The organism is Streptomyces sp. NBC_01341 (assembly GCF_035946055.1).
GTDB lineage: Bacteria > Actinomycetota > Actinomycetes > Streptomycetales > Streptomycetaceae > Streptomyces.
This window is the reverse complement of record NZ_CP108364.1, coordinates 6,841,286-6,863,365: the sequence shown is the minus strand read 5'-3', so window position 1 is coordinate 6,863,365 and position 22,080 is coordinate 6,841,286. Positions and strand designations below refer to the sequence as shown.

Sequence of the window (22,080 nt, the reverse complement as noted above, 5' to 3'; positions counted from 1 at the left end):
GCCGTTACGGCAAACCGGGCCGTGGTCCCGCCCGAAGAGGTGGCGGGCACGGCAGCGCCCGGCCCGGAGGCCTCCCGGACCGGGCACACCGGTGGTCTCAGCCCGCGGCCGGGTCCGGTACGAGACCGTCGGCGGCGAGCCCCTTCAGGACGGCCTCACCCAGTGCCTGCACGGCGGACATCGGGCGGACCATCACCGTGAACTCCTTGATCCGGCCGTCCTCCGCGAACTGGAGCAGGTCGATACCGTGGATGGCCTTGCCGTTCACCGATGCCTTGAACAGCAGGATCTCCGAGGGTTCCTCGGACTCCTCGGCGCTGGTGAGCGCCTCCCCCTCGAACTGCCCGATGTAGCGGAAGTCCTCGAAGGTGCGCAGGAGCACACCGAAGAGACCGAGCACCATCGGCCGGCCCTCGAACGGAGTGAACTTCACCGGGCTGAAGAGGCGGACGTCCTCGGTGAACAGCTCTTCGAGGGCTGCCGGATCGTGCTTCTCGACGGCGGCCCTGAAACGTTCGGCGGTCTCGGCGCTCATGGTCGTCACTCCCCGGCTCTGCCGGCCGACGGTACGGCCGGTGCGTTCCGGTGAGTGTGCCGCAGGACCTCCCGTCCGCCCCACGGGGGGTCAGGCGGGTGAGTCGACGTAGGTGACGGTGACCTTCTCGAACCCGAGCGAGCCGAGCAGGCCCTGGAGCATCGACGTGGTGTTCTTCTCCGCCCGCTTCGTGAGGCCGCTCTCCTCGGCCGCCTCCCCGATGTGCTTGGCCGCGAGCTTGTTGACCGCCTGCTCGCTGCCCGGGTTGTCGGAGAAGAAGTCGCCCAGCCGGTCAAGGAAGCCGCGCTGCTTGGACACCGCGTAGGAACGGTCCGGATCCAGGGCGGGCTTGCCCAGGACCGCATGCGGCAGCCGGAGCTCGGCCGTGGTCCGTTCCTTGTTGACCGTCACGCCGTTCTCGCCGACCTGGCCGAGGTCGACGGATGCTCCGACGGTGCCCGCGCCGACGTACAGGGTGCGCGTGCCGCGGATGGCGTCGGGCAGGTACTTGGCGTCCTTCTCCAGGTCGACGACCACCTGGAAGTTGCCGGAGGCGGCCTCGTACGCGCTCATGTCCTGGATGGACTTGAGCACTGCGGGACCCGACCGGTCGTTGGTCTTCTCTCCGAAGAGGTCGCCGAACCCCGGAAGCAGGCTGAGCTTGCTGCCCAGGAGCAGCAGGACCAGCGCCGCGGCGACCACCCCGGCGAACGGCAGGCATCCCCGCGTCCGTGCGCGGCGCCGGGGCGCACTGCCCTGGCCGGGATCGCCTGTGCTGTCTGTCCTTACGTCAGTGGACGTCATTCCTTACATGTGACCCGGTCCGGCGATTTCACTCCGCCGAACGGTCACGACTACGTCAATTCCTGTACGGGGGCGGGGTTTCGGGCTCGGCCGGAGCCGGCGTCCTGCCCCCGGACGGGTGGAGCCCTTTCGTGGAGCAGCGCCTTGGCCGTGGCCAGGCGGAGTCGAATGCCGGCACCCGGGTCCGACGCGGTAACCAGGTTCTTCGTGCGCGTCCCGATGGCATGCGCGGTGCCTCCTCGCGGCTCGGCGACGTGGGGGTGTGCGGGTCGAGCACAGGCCTTGAACCAGTGGGAGCGCTCCCAGCATGGGGACGGAAAATAGAGGAGTCAAGAGACGTGAAGAGTCGAATTACTTCGACAGCCACGGCACTTCCCGCACCTGTGGCCGGCCCAGCGGCTCGACACACCGGGGCGACTTCCGATCAACTTCCCGACTGGCAGTCCCGGTTGGCCGCCGCTCGGGTTGAGCCCACCGACGCACCCACATCGCACCCGGTGCGGGGCGGTTCGACGGCCGCCGCGCTTCGCCACCTCACCACCGGACGGAACCGGAGCACCTGGGACGCTCCCCACCCGTCCTTGATCAGCGACTACGACGTAACCCACCCGTACGCAATCGGGCTGCGCGGACATCCGCGCGCCCTCGACAGCTGAGGAAACGGAACTCGTATGAGCCGCACGAGCCGCACCAACCTGCGCCGGTCCAGAATGGCGCTCATAGCGGCGGGAACCCTCGTCGCCGCAGCCGCAGGCTCCGCCGCCGCGGCGGTCCCCTTCGGAGCCACGGCCGCCGCAGCGGCCGGCTGCACGGTCGACTACAAGATCCAGAACCAGTGGAACGGCGGCCTCACCGCTGCGGTGAGCGTGACGAACAACGGTGCTGCGGTGTCCAGCTGGCAGCTGGAATGGTCCTTCGCCGGCAGCGAGAGTGTCAGTCAGGGCTGGAACGCCACCATCGCGCAGACCGGCGCCGCCGTCACCGCGAAGAGCCTCTCCTACAACGGCACCCTCGCCACCGGCGGCTCCGCCTCCTTCGGTTTCAACTCGACGGGCGACGGCAACAGCACCGTGCCGGCGGCCTTCAAACTGAACGGCGTGACCTGCAACGGTGGGGCGACCGACCCGACGGATCCGACCGACCCCACGGACCCGCCCACCGACCCGCCCGCAGGCAGCCGCGTCAACAACCCGTACGAGGGCGCCAAGGTCTACGTGAACCCGGAGTGGTCGGCGAAGGCAGCCGCCGAACCGGGGGGCAGCCGGGTGGCCAACCAGCCGACCGGCGTCTGGCTCGACCGCATCGCCGCCATCGAGGGCACCGACGGCGGAATGGGCCTGCGCGACCACCTCGACGCGGCCCTGGCCCAGAAGGGGTCCGGCGAACTCGTCGTGCAGCTCGTCATCTACAACCTGCCGGGACGGGACTGCGCGGCGCTCGCGTCCAACGGCGAGCTCGGCCCCACGGAGATCGGACGCTACAAGACCGAGTACATCGACCCCATCGCGGCGATCCTGGCCGACTCGCAGTACGCAGGCCTGCGCATCGTCACGACGGTGGAGATCGACTCCCTGCCCAACCTGGTCACCAACACCGGCAGCCGCCCGACCGCTACCCCGGCCTGTGACGTCATGAAGGCCAACGGCAACTACGAGAAGGGCGTCGGCTACGCGCTGAACAAGCTGGGCGACGCGCCCAACGTCTACAACTACATCGACGCCGGGCACCACGGCTGGATCGGCTGGGACGACAACTTCGGCCCCTCGGCCGACACCTTCAAGATCGCGGCCACGTCGGAGGGCGCGACCGTCGACGACGTACACGGCTTCATCGTCAACACCGCGAACTACGGAGCCACCAAGGAAACCAACTTCACCATCGACGACTCCGTCAACGGCACGTCCGTACGCCAGTCGAAATGGGTCGACTGGAACCGCTACACGGACGAGCAGTCCTTCGCGCAGGCATTCCGCACCAAGCTCGTCTCCGTCGGCTTCGACTCCGGCATCGGCATCGGCATGCTGATCGACACCTCTCGCAACGGCTGGGGCGGTGCGAACCGGCCGACCGCACCGGGTGCCACCACCAGCGTCGACACCTATGTGAACGGCGGCCGGTACGACCGCCGCATCCACCTCGGGAACTGGTGCAACCAGGCCGGAGCCGGCCTCGGCGAACGGCCGAAGGCGGCCCCGGCGGCAGGGATCGACGCGTACGTGTGGATGAAGCCCCCGGGGGAATCGGACGGCTCCAGCAAGGAGATTCCGAACAACGAGGGCAAGGGGTTCGACCGGATGTGCGACCCGACCTACACGGGTAACGCCCGCAACGGAAACAACCTGTCAGGGGCGCTGCCCGACGCTCCGGTCTCCGGCAAGTGGTTCTCGGCCCAGTTCCAGGAGCTCATGAAGAACGCCCACCCGGCACTCTAGGGTCCTTCGTCCGGATCAGGCCGGGCCGGCCTGATCCGGACGCGAGTCCCTACGCTCCGCGTCGGCGGGGTCCGGGCGCACCCCCGCCCGGGTTCTCCCGACGACCGCGCACCTTGTCGAACAGGGCGCGTCCGCGAGCGGCCGACGCGGGCGCGCTCCGCCGCGCGACGGGCCGCGACCCGGGCTTCGCCGCGACGCCGGACTTCGTCCGCGGGGCCGCCGTCCCCGTCTTGCCTTCCGCCCCGCGCCCCGCACCTCGGAACCTGCCCATGAACCCGGGCTTCGACCCTCCACCGGCATCGCCGTCCGATGCGCCGGACCGCGCCGCCTTCGCCGGCGTGCGAGGTTCGGTCTTCCCCTCGTCCGGCGCGACCGGTGCGTCCGCCAGCGCGTGGTAGCGGTGGCTGATGCGCCGGCCCACCACCAGGTAGCCGAGCAGCGCGCCGGTCGTATTGAGGATCACGTCGTCGATGTCGAAGGCCCGTCCGGCGACCAGGGCACCCTGCGTGAGCTCCACGACCGCCATGACCAGCACGGTCAGCAGGGTCATCCGCAGCATCCTGAGGCGCCGGGGCACCAGGATCGGCAGGAGTACCCCGAAGGGCGTGCCGAGCAGGATGTTCCCGCCGGCCTGCTTGCACGCCGCGAGGAAGGTGTAGTCCTCGGCGTACTGCCGGATGGAGCGTCCCGGCTTCATGTTGGACGTCACGATGTCCTCGGAGGCCGGGGACGGTGTCAGTGTCACCTTCGCCAGGACGACCGAGAACGCCACCAGTGCCAGGAATGCGGCAGCCAGTACTGCTGCGCGCAGCAGAAGGCGTCCCACGCTTCTGCGTCGTGTACTACGATCCGCCTCTGCTGTCATGGCGGAACTGATGCCCCCAACCCTGTTCCGCACACCCACGGTTCGGATGCGACCATGAGCGCATGAGCGCACAGGACAAGGACGAGCGGATCTCGGAGGCCGTGAGGCTGCGTGAGCAGGGGCATCCGGAGCAGGCGAGGGAGCTCCTCCTCGCCCTCACGGCCGATTTCCCTGACTGCGTGGACGTCGCGTATCAGACCGCCTGGGTCCATGATGTGCTCGGCCTCGAAGCCGAGGCGGTTCCGTACTACGAGCGGTGCCTGCAGGGTGACGGCCTCGATGACGACGACCGCCGGGGCGCCCTGGTCGGGCTCGGCAGCACCTATCGCGTGCTGGGCCGGTTCGGACAGGCCGTCGAGACGCTGCGGCGCGGGGTGGAGGAGTTCCCGGACGACGGCGCGCTGCGGACCTTCCTGTCCATGGCGTTGTTCAACACGGGCGAGCACCACGAGGCCATGCAGATACTGCTGCGCCTGGTCGCGGCGACGAGCGACAGTGACCGTGTGCGGCGCTACCGGCCGGCCATCGAGTACTACGCCGCGGACCTCACGCACACGATGTGACGCCCCGCGCCGCATGGGCCGGAGAACGCGGAAGCCCCGGCCGGATCGGGGGAATCCAGCCGGGGCGGTTTGTGAGTGTTCGCGGGACGGTTCGCCGGTCGCTGCGGGCTCCGTCACTCACGCCCACGTATAGATGAACGATAAACCACCAGCTGCCGTTCCCGTGAATTCGCATGCATTCATGTGATCCACACCACGGTCGGCGCAGGCCGGGAGCCCGCGCCGACCGAGGAGGAACGGCGCCGCCGTCGGTCAGCGGGACTCGCGGAACACGACGTGGCGCCCGGCGGACGGGTCGAACTTGCGCAGCTCCAGCCGGTCCGGGTCGTTGCGCCGGTTCTTCCGCGTGACGTAGGTGTGGCCGGTTCCGGCCGTCGACCGGAGCTGGACGACGGGCCTGGTCTCACTGCGTGCCATGGGACCTCCAGACGGGGTGCCGACCCCAGTCCCGCATGGGAATGGGTGTCGTTTTCCTTACTGACCCTCACAACACAAGGACGAGCCCCTCCATTCCCGCAGCGCGAGCCGTGGCGCAGCCTTCGGAACCGTCCATGCGAACGAGTGCTCGGTACACATGTGCACGTCCCGTGGAACACGTCATCGATCCGGAGCGCGGCCGACGCTCCCGCACCTTGATCCACCCCACCGCGCAACGCCGCATCACCCCTGCTCGGACGCAGGTGAGCCGCGCGGGAGTCGCGCACGCGGGCGCACACCGGGTTGATCACGCCGGTCGACTTGCGTCAACTACCCGCCAGGAGCAAGGGTGTTCGGCGGACCTCAGCCCCACCCCGCCGATGACATATGCCAGAAGCAACAACCCATCGAGTGTTGCCAAACCCCTTACGGGCTCCCCCGCCCTGTGCGACAGTCGTGTTCGGTCCACCCCCACGAACCGGCCGCACCGCCTGTATCGGAGTACCAGATGCCGTCCCATCTGTTCGCGGACCGCCCCGCCCCACAGCCGCCCGAGCGGCATGCCGTCGACGCTCTCATCAACCGGACCCTGCTGTTGCGCGGGGACGTGGACGCCGTGCGCCGGGACACCTCCGTGATCGACGACGACGACCCCCAGTCGCGCTGGCAGAGAGCACTCTGTGAACTCGCGGTCCACCAGCTCGACGACCTGGGCGAGCACCTGGGACAGCTGCGCGACGGAATTCCGCACCCGACGGACGCCGAGACGGCGGAGGACTCGTACCGCGAATCCGCTGCCGGCCCCCTCGCGGGCTCGCTGCTGAGCCGCGTGGGCAGCGCCGAGTGGAACCTGCTGACGGACGAGGTCAGCTGGTCCGACGAGCTGTACGCGATCTTCGGCAGGGATCCGGGCAAAGGAGCCCTGCCTCTGGACGAGCTGCCTTCCGTGCTCCTCGCCGAGGACCAGCCCCTGCTGACGTCGATGGTCACGGACTGCCTCGTGGACGGCAGACCGATAGACGGCGAATTCCGCATCCTGCTGCCCGGCGGCGGCATGCGCACCCTGCACATGATGGGCGAGCCCGTCCTCGACACGGACGGCTGCACGGCTTCCATGTGGGCCGTGCTGCGCGATGTCAGCCGGCTGCGCCGCAGCCGGCACACCGTGGACAGGACGCAGGAGACGCTACGGCGCCGTGAACAGCGTGCCCGGGCCGAACACCGGATGGCGGTGGAACTCCAGGAGGCCGTTCTGCCGCCCTGGCGCGGCTCCCTGCCGTCATCCGGCCGGGGGGCAGGCGGGCTGGACATCGCCGCCCACTACCTCCCGTCCGGGGCGAGCGACCTCATCGGCGGCGACTGGTACGACGCTCTGCCGCTCCCGGACGGAAAGACCCTCCTCAGCGTGGGGGACCTGACCGGCCACGGCATCCCTGCCACCTCGTCGATGGCGATGCTGCTCGGCGCGCTGCGCGGCATGGCCGTCGCCGGTGTCGACCCCGGCACCCTGATGGGGCACCTGAACCAGCTGATCGAATGTTCGGCGCAGCCCGCCCTCGGCAGCGCCGTGTGCTGCCGCTTCGATCCGGTGACCCGCAGACTCGCCTGGGCGCAGGCGGGGCACCCCGCGCCGCTGCTGTTCCGCAATGGAGTGGGGCGTCCTCTGCCCGCGCCGGACGGGGTGCTGCTCGGTGCCGCGAGCGGGGTCACCTACGAGCAGGACCAGGTGGCCCTGCTACCGGGCGACGTGCTCGTCCTGCACACCGACGGACTGACACGGCACGAGGACCGGAGTGCCCGTCCGGACACGCTGGTGAACCTGGCGCCATGCCTCGCCCGCGCCCGCACGGCACAGGACTGCGTGCGTATCGTCGTCGAGGAGCTCGGTTCGGCTGAACGGCTCGACGACGCATGCGTGTTGGTAGCGCGCGTGACGGCGTGAGGGCACGCCCCGATGACGGTGTGCCCATACGGGATCGCTGTATCCGCGGGCTTTCGCCGGCCCGGGCGCTGACGCCCCGCGCTGCCCGGCGGCCGAGGTGTGTCAGATCTGCGACCCTCTCGTCTTCTTCTTGACCGGGCTCGGCGGCAGAGCGAGCTCGATCTCCTCGCGCAGGTCCTGGATCTTGGCGTACCCCGCGAACTGCCCGGTGAGCCGGTACATCTCGCGCAGCCGGTCCCAGGTGCGGTGCGAGGAGGTCTCCCCCATCGACACCAGGGCGAGGCGCGCGTAGCGGTCGGCCTGCTCCGGGTCGTCGCCGATGAAGCACGCCGAGGCGAGCGAGATGTAGTCGAAGATCTTGGACCGCTGGCGACCGTTTATCCGAAGCTCCAGCGCCTGCTTGGCGTGGCGCTGGGCCGTGCCGGCCGCGCGCGGATCGTGCTCGGCCAGCGTCCGGAAGGCCAGGGCCTGCATCCCGTGCATGTCCGCCTCGTCGAACAGCTGCATCCAGCTGGGCGCCGGCACGTCACGCTTGTCGGACATGAACAGCTCCTCGGCCTCGCCGAGGGTGCGCCGCATGGCCTGCCCGTGGCCCATCGAGGCCTGCGCCCAGGCTTCGATGGTGTGCAGCATGGCCCGGGTGCGCGGCAGGGTCTCCTCCCCGGACCCCGATGTGGCGAGCTTCATGAGATCGAGGGCGTCGTCGGGCCGTCCCAGGTGGACCATCTGGCGGGCGGCGCGCGACAACGCCTCGCCGGCGCGCGGACGGTCGCCGCCCTCGCGTGCCGCGTGGGCCGCGATGATGAAGTACTTCTGGGCGGTGGGCTCCAGACCGACGTCGTGGGACATCCAGCCGGCGAGCACCGCGAGGTTGGCGGCGACGCCCCACAGGCGGCGCTGCAGATGGTCGGGGTGGCGGTAGGCGAGCATGCCGCCCACCTCGTTGAGCTGCCCCACCACGGCCTTGCGCTGGAGTCCGCCGCCCCGGGAGGCGTCCCAGGCCCGGAACACCTCGACCGAGTGCTCGAGGGCCTCGATCTCCTCGGACCCGATGGGGGCGGCCTCGTACCGGTCGAAGCCGGCGTTGTCCGCGTGGAGGAGGTCGCCTGGGCGGGTCCGGGCCGCCGGGGCGGGCTCGGAGTGCAGCCAGTCGTGCATGGCGCCGGTGATGGCTGAGCCGGCGGCGAGCGCGGCGCCCGCGCCCACCAAGCCGCGTCGGTTGAGCATGAGGTCCATTCCCGTGAATTCGGTGAGGACCGCTGCCGTCCGTTCGGGCGCCCACGGCAATCCGTCGGGATTGTTCTCCGTCCCGGCTTTCTGCCGCTTTCCCACACGCCCGCGCCGGCCGAACCCGAGGTCCTCGATGGTCACGACACGGCCGAGCCGCTCGGTGAACAGGGCTGCCAGCACTTCGGGCACGGGATCGCGGGGGGACTCCCCCATGTCGATCCAGCGCCGTACCCGCGAGGTGTCGGTGGCCAGTTGGAGGTGGCCCATGGCCGCCGCCTGCCTGTTCACCATTCTCGCGAGTTCGCCCTTGGACCAGCCGGCCAGGCCGAACAGGTCAGATAGGCGGGTGTTGGGTTCTCCGGTCACGTCAAGCCCCCAGGTTCTCGGCTGACTTGACCCTAGCCCCCCGGCGGATGCCGGGCGAATATTCGCCAGGCTTCGCCAGGGGTCGCCAGATGTTGTGCCACCCGTGCCGCGGTGTCAGGTAGGAAAGCGCCACCCCGCCCGGCAGCCCTAGGTACTCCCCAGGGTGCCGAACGGCCGCCGGCCGGGGCGGCGCACGTGACTTGTCGGCGCACGAAGGGATCTGTCTAGCCCATGTACACAGCATCGTCCTCCGTGTCCGCCCCGCCCCGGCCGCTCCGTCCCGCGGGAGCGGGTGGCGGTCCGTATCTCGACCCCCGTGCCGCGTCACCGGCGTCCGCCGCGGGTCGGACCCGGCGGGCGGCGGGACCGGGCACCCAGTCGCTCAGCGGACGACTCGACCTGTCGGGCCCCCAGGGCGCGCAGTTGAGAATGGCCATCGCCTCGGTGCACCGCATCTGCCCGGAGTTCAACCCGGTGCAGGTGCTGCGCCGCAGCGGACGCTCGGTGCTCATCGTGGGCACCACCGGCCGCGCGACCGCTGTGGCCAAGTGTTTACTGGACCACTCCCCCGCGTGGACGGAGAGGTTCCGGCACGAAATAGCGGCCTACCGCGCGTTCGTCAGGCACCGCCCGCCGGTCCGGGCCCCGCGGCTCATCGCCGCCGACCCGGAGAACTGCACCCTGGTGATCGAGCGGATGCCCGGCCGCGTCGCGGCGCTGACGAGGCACCCTGCGGAGGCGCCGCCCCGCGCGGACCTGCGGGCCGTGCTGGGAGCGATCAGCCGGGTCAACGCGTGGAGGCCGCCGCCGGGCCTGTTCGACGCCCCGCTCGACTATGCCTCGCGCATCGCCCGCTATCACGAGCTGGGCCTCTTCACGGACCGCGACCTGGGCGACCTGCAGAAGCTGCTGCACGGCCTGGCGCATGCCGGCGGCCGTCAGGGAATGGGCCAGTTCTGCCACGGCGACGCGCTTCTCTCCAACATCCTGCTTCCCCCCACGGGTCCGGTGCTCGTCGACTGGGAACACGCCGGCTGGTACCTCCCCGGGTACGACCTCGCGACGCTCTGGGCCGTGCTCGGTGACGCTCCGGCGTCCCGACGGCAGATCAGCCAGCTGGCGCAGGCGTCCGGCGCCGCGGCGCGCGACGCCTTCCTGATCAACCTCATGATCGTCCTGACCCGCGAGATCCGTACGTACGAGACAGCCGTGCAGCGGGCTATGCGCGAGGGCGCTCCGTCCGGGGGCGGCCAGGCACGGCAGGGCGCACTGTCCTCCGGCGAGGAGCAGCGGCTCCTGTTGCGCAGGCTGCACGACGACTGCGCGATGGCCCGGCGGGCCGTGCGCGCAGCGGTGGGGACCCGATGACCACGCCGGGGCGACCGGCCTGACGAACGGGGGAAACGCGCTGCGGGACCGGTGCCGACACACGGGTCCCGCAGCGCGCCTGTGTGCCCTCAGCCGCGGCTCACGAGCGAGCTCGCGTCACATCGACGTCGGACGCCTTGACGAAGCCGATCCGATGGCCGATCTGCACCGTCACGTACTTCTGGGCCCCGGCGAAGTACGTGTGGTCGTACGGCTTCGAGGCGTCGATCGTCGGGGCGTAGTAGTAGCCGGTGGGTGCCTGCCCGCCGCCGGGAAACGCCTGCCCCTCCTTGATGGTGTACACGAGCGGGGTGCCGACGGTCGGCTTCACGAAGTCCGCGGGATACTCACCCTTCTCCGGGTAGGCGACGCCGTACACCGGCACTTCCCCCTTGCCCGCCTTCGGGCGGACGACCGTGCCCGAGGTGGGGACGGTGACCCGGGCCCCGTCGGGGGTGCTGAACCACGCCTTCTGCCCGTACCACCAGATCGCCGTCCAGCCGGGGACGCGGCCGGCGACGACGGCCTGCTGGGTGGCACTGATCTTGCTGCCCCAGTCCGCGGCGCAGTTCGTCCCGGGCGATCCGTCCGGGTGCAGTCCGGGGTCGGAGAAGAGCGGTGAGTCCGCGGACGGCTCCGTGTGCAGGGGCACGGCGCTGCTTCCCTGGCGGGGCAGGTCCACGCTCTTCTCGCAGTCGCGGAACTCCTGCTGGTTCTTGGTGAAGTCCGCGCTGACAGTGACGAGTTCACCGGTCCTGGGCGCACTCGGCACGCTCGGCCTGCCGAGCAGGGCCATGAAGCGGTTCCAGTCCCAGTACGGCCCCGGGTCCCAGTGCATGTTCTTCGTCCCCGCGGCGCTGGTGGGCGGGACGCCGTCGTGTCCGATGATGTGCTGCCGGTCGAGCGGGATGTCGTACTTGGCCGCCAGGTGACGCACCAGACGTGCGGTCGAGCGGTACATCTCGGGGGTGTACCACTTGGCGCCCTCGGCCGCGACTCCCTCCTGTTCGATGCCGATGGAGTGCGTGTTGAGGTACCAGTTGCCCGCCTGCCAGGCGACGTCCTTGTTCTTCACCATCTGTGTGACATGACCGTCGGACGAGCGCACGACGTAGTGCGCCGAGGTCTGGTTGAGCGGGTTCTGGAAGATCTTCAGCGTGGTGTCGAAGTCCTCCTCCGTGTCGTGCAGGACGATGAACTTGACCTGGTTGCCGGCCGGGCGGTCCGCGGTGTCGTAGTTGCCGTACGTGTCCTTGTCAGCGGGGTCACCGGTCTGCTGGTAGGCGGCGGGGACCCAGTCGCAGGACAGGCTGCGGGGACATTCCGGCCGTACGGTGTCCGCGCCGGCGGCCGCCGGGGAGAGGAGCGCCACGCTCAGCGCCCCCGCCGTGGTCAGTGCGAGCGCGAGTCTGGTCCTCTGCTTCGACGTCATGACAACCCTTCTTGGGCCGGGCGGTCGAGAAGCGCCTCGGGAGCGCTCCCCGCGTTCGTTCGTCGGCGCACACTCTGTTGCGCAAGGGGTTGGTGAGTCAAGAGTGCAGTGTGCAACGACACCTGAGCTTGTGTGACTATTTCCCGCTGTGCGTGCCCCGGATGGACGAGGGGTAGTGCTGCCGCCGACAGGACGGATCCAAGTGGATCATGCGGAGTTCTCTGAGAGGCCGGACGTACACATGGCACAGCCCTTCACACTGCCGGACTTCTACGTGCCGTATCCGGCGCGTCTCAATCCGCATCTCGAGGCCGCCCGGAGCCATACCCGGGAGTGGGCACGCGGGATGGGGATGCTGGAGGGCTCAGGAATCTGGGAGGAGAAGGACCTCGAGTCCCACGACTACGCGCTTCTCTGCGCGTACACCCACCCCGACTGCTCGGCCGAGGCGCTGTCCCTCGTCACCGACTGGTACGTGTGGGTCTTCTTCTTCGACGACCACTTCCTGGAGCTGTTCAAGCGCACGCCGGACCGGGAGGGCGGCAAGCGGTATCTGGACCGGCTCCCCGACTTCATGCCGATGCGTCGGGGCGCCGCGACGCCCGAGCCGACGAACCCCGTCGAGGCGGGCCTCGCGGACCTGTGGGCGCGGACCGTGCCGAGCATGTCCGACGCGTGGCGGGCCCGGTTCGCCGAGGCGACGGAGAACCTCCTGAACGAATCCCTCTGGGAGCTCGCGAACATCAACGAGGGGCGTATCGCCAACCCCGTCGAGTACATCGAGATGCGTCGCAAGGTGGGCGGGGCACCGTGGTCCGCGGGGCTCGTGGAGTACGCCGCGAACGCCGAGATCCCCGCATCGGTGGCCGGCGCACGGGCACTGCGGGTCCTGAGCGACGCGTTCTCCGACGCCGTGCATCTGCGCAACGACCTCTTCTCCTACCAGCGGGAGGTCGAGGACGAGGGCGAGAACAGCAACGGCGTACTGGTCCTTGAAAGGTTCCTGGGCTGCTCGACGCAGGAGGCGGCCGAGGCGGTCAACGATCTGCTGACGTCACGCCTCCAGCAGTTCGAGAACACCGCCCTGACCGAACTCGGGCCCCTGTGCGCGGAGAAGGGGCTGGCCCCGGACGAGACGGTGGCGGTCCTGGCCTACGTGAAGGGACTCCAGGACTGGCAGTCCGGCGGCCACGAATGGCACATGCGCTCCAGCCGCTACATGAACGGCGACGCCGCGCGGAGCGTGCCCGCCTTCGGCATGGCCGCGGCCTCGATCCGGCTCACCCCCCGCGCGGAGTCCCTGCGGCGGCGCAGCCACACACACGTGCCCCACCAGCACGTGGGCCCTTCCCTGCTGCCGGACTTCGACATGCCGTTCAGCACGACTCTGAGCCCGCACCTGGACGGCGCGCGGGTCAGGATCGTGGAGTGGTCGCACCGGATGGGACTGCTGGAGGCGCAGCCCGGCGTGCCGGGTTCGCACATCTGGGACGAGGAGCGGCTCGTCGCGACCGATCTGCCTCTGTGCGCGGCCGGGTTGCAGCCCGACGCCACCCCCGACGAGCTCGACCTGTCGTCGGGATGGCTGACCTGGGGGACGTACGGGGACGACTGGTTCCCGGTGGTGCACGGCCGGACGCGTGATCTGGCGGGGGCGAGGCTGGCCAACGAGCGGCTGTCGCAGTTCATGCCGCTGGACCTCGCGTCCGTGCCCGAGCCGGTCAACGCCCTGGAGCGGGGACTCGCGGACCTCTGGCGGAGGACGGCCTGCCCGATGGACGAGAGCGGTCGCCGCACCTTCCGCGAGGCCGTGGAGAAGATGACGGCGAGCTGGCTCTGGGAGCTGGCGAACCAGGCGCAGAACCGGATTCCCGACCCGGTGGACTACATGGAGATGCGCCGGGCGACGTTCGGTTCGGACCTCACGATGAGCCTGTGCCGGCTGGGTCACGGCAGGAAGGTGCCGGACGCCGTCTACCGCAGCGGCCCGATGCGGTCCCTGGAGAACGCGGCCGCCGACTACGCGTGCCTGATGAACGACGTCTTCTCGTACCAGAAGGAGATCGAGTACGAGGGCGAGGTGCACAACGGCGTCCTGGTCGTGCAGAACTTCTTCGGAGTGGACTACCGGACCGGCGTCGCGATCGTGGACGATCTGATGAAGTCGCGGATGCGCCAGTTCCAGCACGTCGCGGAGCGGGAACTCCCCGTGCTGTACGACGACTTCGGCCTGGACGCCGAGGCCAGGGAGATCCTGGCGGGTTACGTCGTGGAGCTCCAGCACTGGATGGCGGGCATCCTCATCTGGCACCGCGACTGCCGGCGCTACCGCGAGGAGGACCTGCGACGGGGCACCGGGACCCCGTGGCACATCAGCGGCCCCACGGGGTTCGGGACGTCGGCGGCGCGGGTGACCCGGCTGCTGACGGCGCAGGGACGTTTCAGCCCTGCTGGAACAGCTCTGCCGGAAGTGGCTTCAGCAGGGCGTACAGGTCGTCCGTGATCGGACGGTCCCAGCTGGCGATGGTGACGAGCACGCCGTCGCTCCTGTCGAACTGGACGCAGGAGATCCGGCTCTCGGAGAGCTTGACCCGGCGCACGATCAGCAGGCTGTCGCCCTGCATCACGGGTACGTCCTCGGTGCCGGTCACCTCGACCGGCTCGTCGTTCTCGAGCGCGAGGAGGAGCTGCGCGACCTCGAAGGGAACCTGCCCCTCCTCGGTCTCGCGGGCCGGTGACCCTTCCGGCAGGTTGCCGATGATCATCGCGGGCCCGCGTCCTCCGAACAGGTCGTAGCGCAGGAACACGCCCTGACAGCTCCCGTCGGGGGCGGGCAGGAGACCGGCGCCGAGGTTGCCGGGCCAGTCGCCGGGGTCCATGGCCAGGACATCGAAGTCCGGACCCGCGGGAGTGGCGGCGCTGCGGCGGCGGAGGAAGGACATGGGGCCATGTTACGTGTCCCGGCTCACGTTGCGGAGCCGGGCACTGCTACCCGGACTCCGCCGCCAGGGCTTCCAGCACCCGGACCGCCTCGGCCGCCCGCTCGTACGGTACGAACAGGTGGTCGTGGTGGAACCCGGCGACCACGTTGCAGCTGATGCCCGCGTCGGTGAGCGCCAGCGAGACCGAAGCGGTGAGCCCGACCGCGTCCAGCGCGGAGTGCACACGCAGGATGATGCGGCCGGCGACGAAGTGGTACTCGAGACCTGCCCGACGGCCTGCGCCTCGGGAAGGACCAGCGTCAGCCCCTCCCGCTCGGAGACGGTGGCGACGGGTGTGACCCCGTCCGGGACTTCACCACCGGCCACGGTGGTGAAGACGTAGCGGCCGCTCTGCAGTTCCGGCCGCATGCTCCGCAGAAGTGTTCGAAGATCCCGCTCGCCTGTCATGGGGCCACGCTACGGGCCCGGGGCCTGCCGGCACGTCCTGTCCGACGCGGGGCTCTCCGTCTGCCGTCCGGTCACCACGGTCCGTGCGCGGTCCGCAGGACTGTCCGCGACGCACCCCGTGATCTGTCCCCGCGCTGGGGCCGGACGCGCGCGACGGTGCCCCCGCAGTGGTGCCGAATCCGCTCGCGCATGCGGTGCGTGACGGGCCGCGCGGGCCGAGTAAGCCATTCAGGCACGCCTTGTATCCATACGGTCACCTTGCGTGGCAACGGCGGTTGATCGCCCATAGCTTCGGCTCATGAGAACAAGACACATGAACAGCCTGGCCGCCGTCACCGTCGTCACGGCCTCCGCTCTGGGCCTCGCGGCCGTCCCCACCGCGGCGTCCGGACACCGGGATCACGTGGTGCATCCGGGCGAATCGATCCAGGGCGCGGTCAACGCGGCGGAGCCGGGCGACACGATCGTCCTCCTGCCCGGCACCTATCGCGAGAGCGTTCTGATCACCACGCCGGGCCTGACCCTGCGCGGAGCCGGGGAGCGCACGGTGATCAGGCCGCCGGCCGCCGAGCCCGCGAAGAGCTCCAAGCCCGCGAAGCCCGCGAAGTCCACGAAGCCCGCCAAGACCACCAAGGGCGCCGAGGCCGCGCGGGGCCCACGGGCCGCCAACGCGTGTGCGGCGGGCGGGAACGGCATCTGTGTCGTCGGGACCAAGGGCCACACCGTCGACGACGTCAGGATCCGTGCGCTGACCGTCTCCGGCTTCAGCAAGAGCGGCGTCTGGGCGTCCTGGACCGACGGGCTCTCCGTCCGCAGGGTGACCGCCTCGAAGAACGGCACCTGGGGCATCGCGCAGGAGCGCTCGACCCGTGGCGACTTCCGGCGCAACACGGCCACCGCGAACGGTGACGCGGGGATCTTCGTCGCCAACTCGGTCAGCGAGGAGGGTGGGGCGACCGACACGGGCGGAACGCTCGTCGTGGACAACTCGGTGACCCGGAACCGCATCGGTGTCACGGCCCGCCGGGTCAGGAACCTGGTGATCGACGGCAACACCATGACCGGCAACTGCAGCGGTGTCTTCGTGGTCGGCGACGAGTCCAAGCCCGCGGCCGGCGCCATGACGATCAGCGGCAACCGGATCACGAAGAACAACAAGTTCTGCGCGGCGACCCCGCGCCTGTCGGCGATCCAGGGGTCGGGCATCGTCCTCACCGGCAGTGAGCGCACGATCGTTCGTTCCAACGTCATCCGGGACAACGTCGGCTCGACCCCCCTCTCCGGAGGCATCCTGCTCTTCAAGAGCTTCGTCGGCGCGCTGAACACCGACAACGAGATCAGCCGCAACCTCGTGCGCGGCAACAAGCCGGCCGACCTCGCCAACCGGGACACCGCGGGCAAGGGCAACACCTTCGTCAGCAACACGTGCGGGACATCCGTCCCGGCCGGCATGTGTGCCGAATGACAGCCGACCACCGCACCAGGAGGAACGAGACGGTATGACCACCGTGAGCCCCACCCCCGAGACCCCCGTCACCTCGCCGCCCGCCACGCACCCGGCGTCCTCCGCCGCTCAGACACCGCCGCCGTCCATGCGTCTGCGTGAGCTCGCGTTCGGAGCGGCCTGCGCCGCGGCCGTACGCGCGGCAGCCAGGCTGGGCGTCGCCGACGCTCTGGGCGAGACGCCCTCGTCGGCCGCGGAGCTGGCCCTGGTCGTGGACGCCGAACCCGTGCCACTGCAGCGGCTGCTGCGTGCGCTGTGCTGCTACGGGATCTTCGCGGAGACCGAGGACGGGAAGTTCGTCCACACCGAAATGTCCCGGCTGCTGCGGGAGGACGACCCCAACAGCCTGCGCTACATCTCCCTGTGGTGCACGGAGCCCTGGACCTGGGAGGTCTGGCCCCGGCTCGAGGACGCCGTGCGCACCGGCACGAGCGTCTTCCCCGAGACGTTCGGCAAGGGCTTCTTCGACTACCTCCACCAGGACGCCGGCGAGTCCGCCCAGGTGTTCAACCGGGCGATGACCACGTCCAGCGTGCAGTCCGCGCGGGACGTCGCCGAGCGGCTCGACCTCACCGGGGTCTCCTCGGTGGCCGACATCGGCGGCGGCCAGGGCCACGTGCTCGCGAGTCTGCTGGAGAAGCACCCCTCGGTCCACGGCACGCTCATGGACCTGCCGGGTGTCGTGGCGCGCGCGGACGCCAGGCTCCGGGACGGCGGCCCGCTCGCGGACCGTGTCCGGATCGTGCCCGGTGACTGCCGCGAGGACATCCCGTTCGAGGTTGATCTCTACATCATCAAGAACATCCTCGAATGGGACGACGAGAGCACCCGCAGGACCCTTGCCAACGTGGTCGCCGCCGCTCGTCCCGGCGCGCGCGTGGTGATCATCGAGAACCTCGTCGACGACACCCCGTCGATGCGGTTCACCACGGCGATGGACCTGCTGCTCCTGCTCAACGTCGGCGGGGCCAAGCACACCCGGGAGAGCCTGGTCACGCGGATGTCCGCCGCGGGTCTGCGCGTGGGCGAGATCCACCCGGTCAACGCGTACCTGCACGCCTTCGAGTGCGTCGTGCCGTAAGCGGAACCCCGGGAAACAGAAATCGCCCCGGGTCCGGCACCAAGGTGCCGGACCCGGGGCGATCGTTGGTGCGTCAGGCCGAGCCGTCCCGCTGCCACGTGTAGAACCGCTGCGCCATCGCGTCCTTCGGGCCGCGCCAGGTCTGCGGGTCGTAGGGGCTCACGAAAGCGGTCAGCCGGTCGCTGATGGCCTTGAACTCGGGGTGTTCCATCACCTTGGCGATCTCCGGGCCCGGGGGGCGCTCGGACTCGATCAGGTGCAGGTAGACGTCGCCGAACTGGAAGAGGCTGCGCCTGTTCACGCCGACGAGGTGGGGCAGTTCGGTGTTGTCGGAGGCCGCGAAGATGTTCGCGATGTCCGGTGCGGACTCGGGGGCCATCCGGGCGACGATCAGTGCGTGGTGCATCCGGCTGCCTTTCCGGGGCTCAGTTGGCGGGGACCGCGGCGGTGCGCCGCTCCCGGTCGCGCTGCTCGATCTTGTCCCGGATGAGCTCCAGCTGCACGCGGGAGTTGCGGTTGATGTTCTCGGTCATCCACGCGTCGTCGACCGGCGCGTCCGGGCGCATCGCGAAGTCCTGCCGCCAGTGCATGCGCGTGCCGCCCGGGACCTCGGAGTACTCCCACCGGATGTCCATGTGCTGGAACGGGCCAGGCTCGACCCGTCGGGCGCGCACGTTCCGGCCCTGGCGGTCCGTGGTGCGCTCCGAGACCCAGCTCCAGACCTTGCCGTTCTCGTCGGGGTGCATCGTGAGGCGGAAGGTCGTCTTCTGCCCCTCACGCTTCATCACCTCGACGGCCGCGTACTCACTGAACAGCTGCGGCCAGTTCTCGAGATCGTTCGTCATCTCCCAGACGAGGTCCAGGGGCGCGGCGATGGTGATCTCGTTCTCGGTGTGTCCGGACACGTCAGGCTCCTGTCACGAGGGTGGTGTTCACGAGGTCGAGGAACTCACGGGGCGTCTTGCACCGGTCGGCGTCGACAGGCAGGGGGTGGCCGTACCGGTTCTCGAGCGCGGCGACGATGCCGAGCAGCCCGAGCGAGTCGAGGCCGTACTCGTCGAAGGCGGAACCGGGGCGGTTCGCCATCTCGGTGGGGTCGACCGTGAGGCCGGCGCCGTTCTTCATGAGTCCGGCCAGTTCCTCGTACGTCAGTTGAGCGGTCATCGGTACTGCTCCTTCTCAGGCAGGGGTGTCGGTGGGGCGTCGCAGCACCAGGGCCGCGTTCGATCCCATGAGTCCTCGGCTCAGCACGAGGGCTGTCCTCAGTTCGGCGGGGCGGGCACGCCCCATGACCAGGTCGAGGTCGTGGCACACGTCGAAGACGTTGGGCGTCGGCGGGATCAGGCCGTGTTCCATGGCGAGTACAGCCGCCGCCGTGTCCAGTACGGGGGCACCGCAGTAGGCGCGGCCGATCCCCGTCTTGGGCGCCGTCACGGGTACGCGCCGTCCGTGCGCGCCGAGGACGTCGGCGATGGCCAGGGCTTCGGCACGGTCCGCCGAGGGCACACCGAGCGCGTCCGCGAAGACCACGTCGATCTCCTCCGGCGCGCAGCCGGCCTCGCGCAGAGCTCCCTCGATCGCGTGGGCGAGTCCTCCGCGTGACTCGTCCCACCGGCCGGCGCCCGTGAACGTGGCCGCGTGTCCGGCCACTTCGGCACGGACCCGGGCCCCGCGTTCGAGGGCCGCCGTCTCCTCCTCGACCACCAGCATGCCACCGCCCTCGGCCGGGACGAATCCGCAGGCCTCAGCGGTGAACGGCCGGTAGGCGCGGGTGGGTTCGTCGCTCAGACTGAGGTCGTCGTAACCGAGCTGGCAGACGACCGAGTACGGTGCGAGCGGCGCCTCGGCCGCACCGACGACGACGGCGTCCGTGCCGCGGCGGATGGAGCGCGCCGCGTGCATGAGCGCGTCCAGCCCGCCGGCCTCGTCGCTGGCCACGACCGCGCACGGCCCCTTGAAGCCGCCCCGGATCGAGATCTGACCGGTGCTGGCAGCGTAGAACCAGGCGATGGACTGGTAGGGGCCGACGAAGCGGGACCCCTGTCCCCACAGCCGTTGCAGCTCGCGCTGGCCGAACTCGCCGCCGCCGGAGCCGGCCGCGGTGACCACACCCACCTTGAACGGCGCGCCCTCGTAGTCGGCGCGGCCGAGCCGGGCGTCGTCGAGTGCGAGATCGGCGGCCGCCATCGCGTAGTGCGTGAAGCGGTCGGTCTGGACGAGGAAGCGCTCCTCGATGAACGCCACCGGGTCGAAGTCCCGGACCTCACCCGCGACGCGCAGCGGGAGGTTCTCGCAGCCCTCGCGGGAGACCAGGTCGAGGACGCTGACGCCTTCCTGGGTCTGCTTCCAGAAGGCGCCGGCGCCGGTCCCGTTGGGGGCGACGACTCCGATACCCGTGATCACGGAACTGCGGCGTGCCGGGGTTGCCGGGGCACTCATGGGTTCCTCCCGCCTGATCGGGTCAGGGCGACGGCGGACTGGAATCCGCCGAAGCCGCTACCGACCGAGAGCACACTGCGCAGCTTGAGGGGCCGGGCGGTGCGCGGTACGTAGTCGAGGTCGCACTCGGGATCAGCGGTCTCGTAGTTGGCCGTCGGCGGCACCGTCTGGTGCTTGAGGGCCAGCACGCACGCGGCGATCTCGATCGCCCCGATGGCGCCCAGGGAATGGCCGACCATCGACTTGATCGAACTCATCGGCACCTTGTACGCGTGGCTGCCCAGCGCGCGCTTCACCGCCGCCGTCTCGTGCCGGTCGTTCTGCTTGGTACCCGAACCGTGCGCGTTGACGTAGTCGACCTGCGAGCCGTCCAGTCCGGCGTGCGCGAGGGCGGTGTTGATGGCCTCGGCCATCTCCAGGCCTTCGCTGGTCAGTCCGGTCATGTGATAGGCGTTGCCGAAGGTGGCATAGCCCGTTATCTCGCAGTAGATGGTGGCCCCGCGGGCCCGTGCGTGCTCGAGTTCCTCGAGCACGAGGACCGCTCCGCCCTCGCCCATCACGAACCCGTCCCGGCGGGCGTCGAACGGCCTGGAGGCGTGCTCCGGGTCGTCGTTGTTCGCCGAGGTGGCCTTGATCGCGTCGAAGCAGGCCACCGTGATGGGGGTGATCGGCGTGTCGGACGCACCCGCGATGCAGACGTCGACCCTGCCCTCCTCGACGGAGTGGAAGGCATAGCCGATCGCGTCGAGTCCGGACGTGCAGCCCGTCGAGACGGTCTGCACCGGTCCGTGGGCACCCACCTCCTCCGCGACGGCGGAGGCGAGGGTGCTCGGCGCGAACGCCCTTTCGAGGTGAGCGCCGGCAGGCCGGTGGTCGACGTCCCAGCGGGCTCCGCTGTCGCTGACGGCGACGTAGTCGTGCTCGAGCCGGGTGGTGCCGCCGACCGCGGTCCCGAGGGAGACCCCGATGCGCCAGGGGTCCTCCCTCTCCAGGTCGAGTCCGGCGTCTCCGAGTGCCTCCCTGGCCGCGACCAGGGCGAACTGGATGTACCGGTCCGAGCGGGCGATCAGCTGCTCGTCCAGGCCGTGGGCCACGGGGTCGAAGTCGCACTCGGCCGCGATGCGCGAGCGGAACTGCGACGGGTCGAACAGGGTGATGCCGCGTGTGGCCGTGCGGCCGTTGGCGAGCAGGTCCCAGAACGCCGGCGCCCCGATACCGCCTGGTGCGACGACACCGACCCCGGTGACGGCGACGCGCCGGGTCATGAGGCGGCCCCCGTTCGTTCCGGCGGGGCTCCGCGCTCGGCCGTCTCCGTGACCTCGGTGTCCACGTGCCCGAGCTCCGGGCGCGGGGCGAGCGGACCGAGGTGGAAGACCATGCGGGCCTCCACGTCACCCACGTTGCGGAAGCGGTGGCGGACGTGTGGCGGGATCAGCAGCCCCTGGTCGGGCCGCATGGCGAACGCCTCGCCGTCCAGATCGACTTCGAGGAGGCCGGCCACGACGTACACGAATTCCTCGGAGTACGGGTGGTAGTGCTCGCCGATGCGGTCGCCGGGCTCGACGAGGGCCAGCCCCATGAAGCCGCTGGTGGCCCCCACCGCCGTGGGTGTGAGCAGTGCACGCAGGTCGCCCCCGCGCCTGCGGTTGGGCTGAGTCTCGCTGAGGTCCACGATGCGAGGCCGGTGGGTGGTCATGGCTGGTCTCCTCCAGG

At 70.1% G+C, this 22,080-nt stretch carries 20 protein-coding genes and 1 pseudogene; 7 read left to right on the top strand and 14 right to left on the bottom strand.

The window, feature by feature from the left end; genetic code table 11:
• Positions 1-97 precede the first annotated feature (97 nt).
• The gene (locus OG206_RS30200) at positions 98-535 is read right to left on the bottom strand and encodes a nuclear transport factor 2 family protein (RefSeq protein WP_327121693.1); all 438 of its coding nucleotides are present in this window, start codon (positions 533-535) and stop codon (positions 98-100) included.
• 90 nt (positions 536-625) lie between these two features.
• Positions 626-1,339, bottom strand: coding sequence for a DUF4230 domain-containing protein (locus OG206_RS30195; protein ID WP_327121692.1), 714 nt, complete (start codon positions 1,337-1,339; stop codon positions 626-628).
• A gap of 671 nt (positions 1,340-2,010) precedes the next feature.
• Between OG206_RS30195 and OG206_RS30190 the strand changes: the two genes are divergently transcribed.
• Entirely contained in the window at positions 2,011-3,771 is a 1,761-nt protein-coding gene (locus OG206_RS30190; RefSeq protein ID WP_327121690.1) for a glycoside hydrolase family 6 protein, read from the top strand.
• Positions 3,772-3,820: 49 nt separating this feature from the next.
• On the opposite strand, the gene OG206_RS30185 is transcribed toward OG206_RS30190, so the two are convergent.
• A complete protein-coding gene (locus OG206_RS30185) occupies positions 3,821-4,636 on the bottom strand; it encodes a VanZ family protein (RefSeq protein WP_327121688.1) in 816 nt (271 codons plus the stop codon).
• A gap of 62 nt (positions 4,637-4,698) precedes the next feature.
• Here OG206_RS30185 and OG206_RS30180 point away from each other — a divergent pair, with 62 nt between their 5' ends.
• On the top strand, positions 4,699-5,199 hold the full coding sequence (locus OG206_RS30180) for a tetratricopeptide repeat protein (RefSeq protein WP_327121686.1): 501 nt from the start codon (positions 4,699-4,701) through the stop codon (positions 5,197-5,199).
• A 252-nt stretch (positions 5,200-5,451) separates the two neighbouring features.
• Here OG206_RS30180 and rpmG read toward each other — a convergent pair whose 3' ends face one another.
• Positions 5,452-5,616 carry a 50S ribosomal protein L33 gene (gene rpmG / locus OG206_RS30175; protein ID WP_327121684.1) on the bottom strand — a complete coding sequence of 55 codons (165 nt, stop codon included), beginning with the start codon at positions 5,614-5,616 and terminating at the stop codon, positions 5,452-5,454.
• Between the two features lie 508 nt (positions 5,617-6,124).
• Here rpmG and OG206_RS30170 point away from each other — a divergent pair.
• Positions 6,125-7,558 carry a PP2C family protein-serine/threonine phosphatase gene (locus OG206_RS30170; RefSeq protein ID WP_327121683.1) on the top strand — a complete coding sequence of 478 codons (1,434 nt, stop codon included), beginning with the start codon at positions 6,125-6,127 and terminating at the stop codon, positions 7,556-7,558.
• Positions 7,559-7,660: 102 nt separating this feature from the next.
• Here the strand turns inward: OG206_RS30170 and OG206_RS30165 are convergent, their stop codons facing one another.
• Positions 7,661-9,154, bottom strand: a complete 1,494-nt coding sequence (locus OG206_RS30165; RefSeq protein WP_327121681.1) for a DNA-binding protein NsdB — start codon at positions 9,152-9,154, stop codon at positions 7,661-7,663.
• Between the two features lie 231 nt (positions 9,155-9,385).
• Between OG206_RS30165 and OG206_RS30160 the strand changes: the two genes are divergently transcribed.
• Complete coding sequence (locus OG206_RS30160) at positions 9,386-10,522, top strand: aminoglycoside phosphotransferase family protein (protein WP_327121678.1); 1,137 nt, start codon at positions 9,386-9,388, stop codon at positions 10,520-10,522.
• Between the two features lie 100 nt (positions 10,523-10,622).
• On the opposite strand, the gene OG206_RS30155 is transcribed toward OG206_RS30160, so the two are convergent.
• Positions 10,623-11,954, bottom strand: coding sequence for an N-acetylmuramoyl-L-alanine amidase (locus OG206_RS30155; protein ID WP_327121676.1), 1,332 nt, complete (start codon positions 11,952-11,954; stop codon positions 10,623-10,625).
• 241 nt (positions 11,955-12,195) lie between these two features.
• On the opposite strand from OG206_RS30155, the gene OG206_RS30150 reads away from it, so the two are divergent.
• On the top strand, positions 12,196-14,457 hold the full coding sequence (locus OG206_RS30150; protein ID WP_327121674.1) for a family 2 encapsulin nanocompartment cargo protein terpene cyclase: 2,262 nt from the start codon (positions 12,196-12,198) through the stop codon (positions 14,455-14,457).
• Here OG206_RS30150 and OG206_RS30145 read toward each other — a convergent pair.
• Together OG206_RS30145 and OG206_RS30140 are read right to left on the bottom strand one after the other, a co-directional pair.
• Positions 14,396-14,896 (bottom strand): hypothetical protein, encoded by a 501-nt coding sequence (locus tag OG206_RS30145; RefSeq protein ID WP_325748050.1) that lies wholly within the window; start codon positions 14,894-14,896, stop codon positions 14,396-14,398. The two genes, OG206_RS30150 and OG206_RS30145, sit on opposite strands and share 62 nt — an antisense overlap.
• Before the next feature lie 46 nt (positions 14,897-14,942).
• A pseudogene (locus tag OG206_RS30140) lies at positions 14,943-15,343 on the bottom strand (ACT domain-containing protein).
• Between the two features lie 298 nt (positions 15,344-15,641).
• On the opposite strand from OG206_RS30140, the gene OG206_RS30135 reads away from it, so the two are divergent.
• The gene (locus tag OG206_RS30135) at positions 15,642-16,808 is read left to right on the top strand and encodes a right-handed parallel beta-helix repeat-containing protein (protein WP_327121672.1); all 1,167 of its coding nucleotides are present in this window, start codon (positions 15,642-15,644) and stop codon (positions 16,806-16,808) included.
• Positions 16,809-16,842: 34 nt separating this feature from the next.
• A complete protein-coding gene (locus OG206_RS30130) occupies positions 16,843-17,928 on the top strand; it encodes a methyltransferase (protein ID WP_327121670.1) in 1,086 nt (361 codons plus the stop codon).
• A gap of 73 nt (positions 17,929-18,001) precedes the next feature.
• On the opposite strand, the gene OG206_RS30125 is transcribed toward OG206_RS30130, so the two are convergent.
• Genes OG206_RS30125 through OG206_RS30100 form a run of 6 tightly spaced genes read right to left on the bottom strand, consistent with a single transcriptional unit; the run spans position 18,002 to position 22,063 of the window.
• Positions 18,002-18,334 (bottom strand): TcmI family type II polyketide cyclase, encoded by a 333-nt coding sequence (locus OG206_RS30125; protein ID WP_327121668.1) that lies wholly within the window; start codon positions 18,332-18,334, stop codon positions 18,002-18,004.
• A 19-nt stretch (positions 18,335-18,353) separates the two neighbouring features.
• Entirely contained in the window at positions 18,354-18,833 is a 480-nt protein-coding gene (locus OG206_RS30120; protein WP_327121666.1) for an SRPBCC family protein, read from the bottom strand.
• 1 nt (position 18,834) lies between these two features.
• Positions 18,835-19,092: an acyl carrier protein gene (locus OG206_RS30115; protein WP_327121664.1), complete on the bottom strand. Its 258-nt coding sequence runs from the start codon at positions 19,090-19,092 to the stop codon at positions 18,835-18,837.
• Positions 19,093-19,107: 15 nt separating this feature from the next.
• Positions 19,108-20,367 (bottom strand): ketosynthase chain-length factor, encoded by a 1,260-nt coding sequence (locus OG206_RS30110; protein WP_327121662.1) that lies wholly within the window; start codon positions 20,365-20,367, stop codon positions 19,108-19,110.
• Positions 20,364-21,632, bottom strand: coding sequence for a beta-ketoacyl-[acyl-carrier-protein] synthase family protein (locus OG206_RS30105; protein ID WP_327121660.1), 1,269 nt, complete (start codon positions 21,630-21,632; stop codon positions 20,364-20,366). The genes OG206_RS30110 and OG206_RS30105 overlap by 4 nt, the downstream gene beginning before the upstream one ends.
• On the bottom strand, positions 21,629-22,063 hold the full coding sequence (locus tag OG206_RS30100) for a cupin domain-containing protein (protein ID WP_327121658.1): 435 nt from the start codon (positions 22,061-22,063) through the stop codon (positions 21,629-21,631). The genes OG206_RS30105 and OG206_RS30100 overlap by 4 nt, the downstream gene beginning before the upstream one ends.
• Positions 22,064-22,080: the final 17 nt, after the last annotated feature.

Bases quoted from the DNA above. Each gene is read 5' to 3' on its own strand.
- OG206_RS30200 (WP_327121693.1), bottom strand. From the start codon at position 535: ATGAGCGCCGAGACCGCCGAACGTTTCAGGGCCGCCGTCGAGAAGCAC.
- OG206_RS30195 (WP_327121692.1), bottom strand. From the start codon at position 1,339: ATGACGTCCACTGACGTAAGGACAGACAGCACAGGCGATCCCGGCCAG.
- OG206_RS30190 (WP_327121690.1), top strand. From the start codon at position 2,011: ATGAGCCGCACGAGCCGCACCAACCTGCGCCGGTCCAGAATGGCGCTC.
- OG206_RS30185 (WP_327121688.1), bottom strand. From the start codon at position 4,636: ATGACAGCAGAGGCGGATCGTAGTACACGACGCAGAAGCGTGGGACGC.
- OG206_RS30180 (WP_327121686.1), top strand. From the start codon at position 4,699: ATGAGCGCACAGGACAAGGACGAGCGGATCTCGGAGGCCGTGAGGCTG.
- rpmG (WP_327121684.1), bottom strand. From the start codon at position 5,616: ATGGCACGCAGTGAGACCAGGCCCGTCGTCCAGCTCCGGTCGACGGCC.
- OG206_RS30170 (WP_327121683.1), top strand. From the start codon at position 6,125: ATGCCGTCCCATCTGTTCGCGGACCGCCCCGCCCCACAGCCGCCCGAG.
- OG206_RS30160 (WP_327121678.1), top strand. From the start codon at position 9,386: ATGTACACAGCATCGTCCTCCGTGTCCGCCCCGCCCCGGCCGCTCCGT.
- OG206_RS30155 (WP_327121676.1), bottom strand. From the start codon at position 11,954: ATGACGTCGAAGCAGAGGACCAGACTCGCGCTCGCACTGACCACGGCG.
- OG206_RS30150 (WP_327121674.1), top strand. From the start codon at position 12,196: ATGGCACAGCCCTTCACACTGCCGGACTTCTACGTGCCGTATCCGGCG.
- OG206_RS30145 (WP_325748050.1), bottom strand. From the start codon at position 14,896: ATGTCCTTCCTCCGCCGCCGCAGCGCCGCCACTCCCGCGGGTCCGGAC.
- OG206_RS30135 (WP_327121672.1), top strand. From the start codon at position 15,642: ATGAGAACAAGACACATGAACAGCCTGGCCGCCGTCACCGTCGTCACG.
- OG206_RS30130 (WP_327121670.1), top strand. From the start codon at position 16,843: ATGACCACCGTGAGCCCCACCCCCGAGACCCCCGTCACCTCGCCGCCC.
- OG206_RS30125 (WP_327121668.1), bottom strand. From the start codon at position 18,334: ATGCACCACGCACTGATCGTCGCCCGGATGGCCCCCGAGTCCGCACCG.
- OG206_RS30115 (WP_327121664.1), bottom strand. From the start codon at position 19,092: ATGACCGCTCAACTGACGTACGAGGAACTGGCCGGACTCATGAAGAAC.
- OG206_RS30110 (WP_327121662.1), bottom strand. From the start codon at position 20,367: ATGAGTGCCCCGGCAACCCCGGCACGCCGCAGTTCCGTGATCACGGGT.
- OG206_RS30105 (WP_327121660.1), bottom strand. From the start codon at position 21,632: ATGACCCGGCGCGTCGCCGTCACCGGGGTCGGTGTCGTCGCACCAGGC.
- OG206_RS30100 (WP_327121658.1), bottom strand. From the start codon at position 22,063: ATGACCACCCACCGGCCTCGCATCGTGGACCTCAGCGAGACTCAGCCC.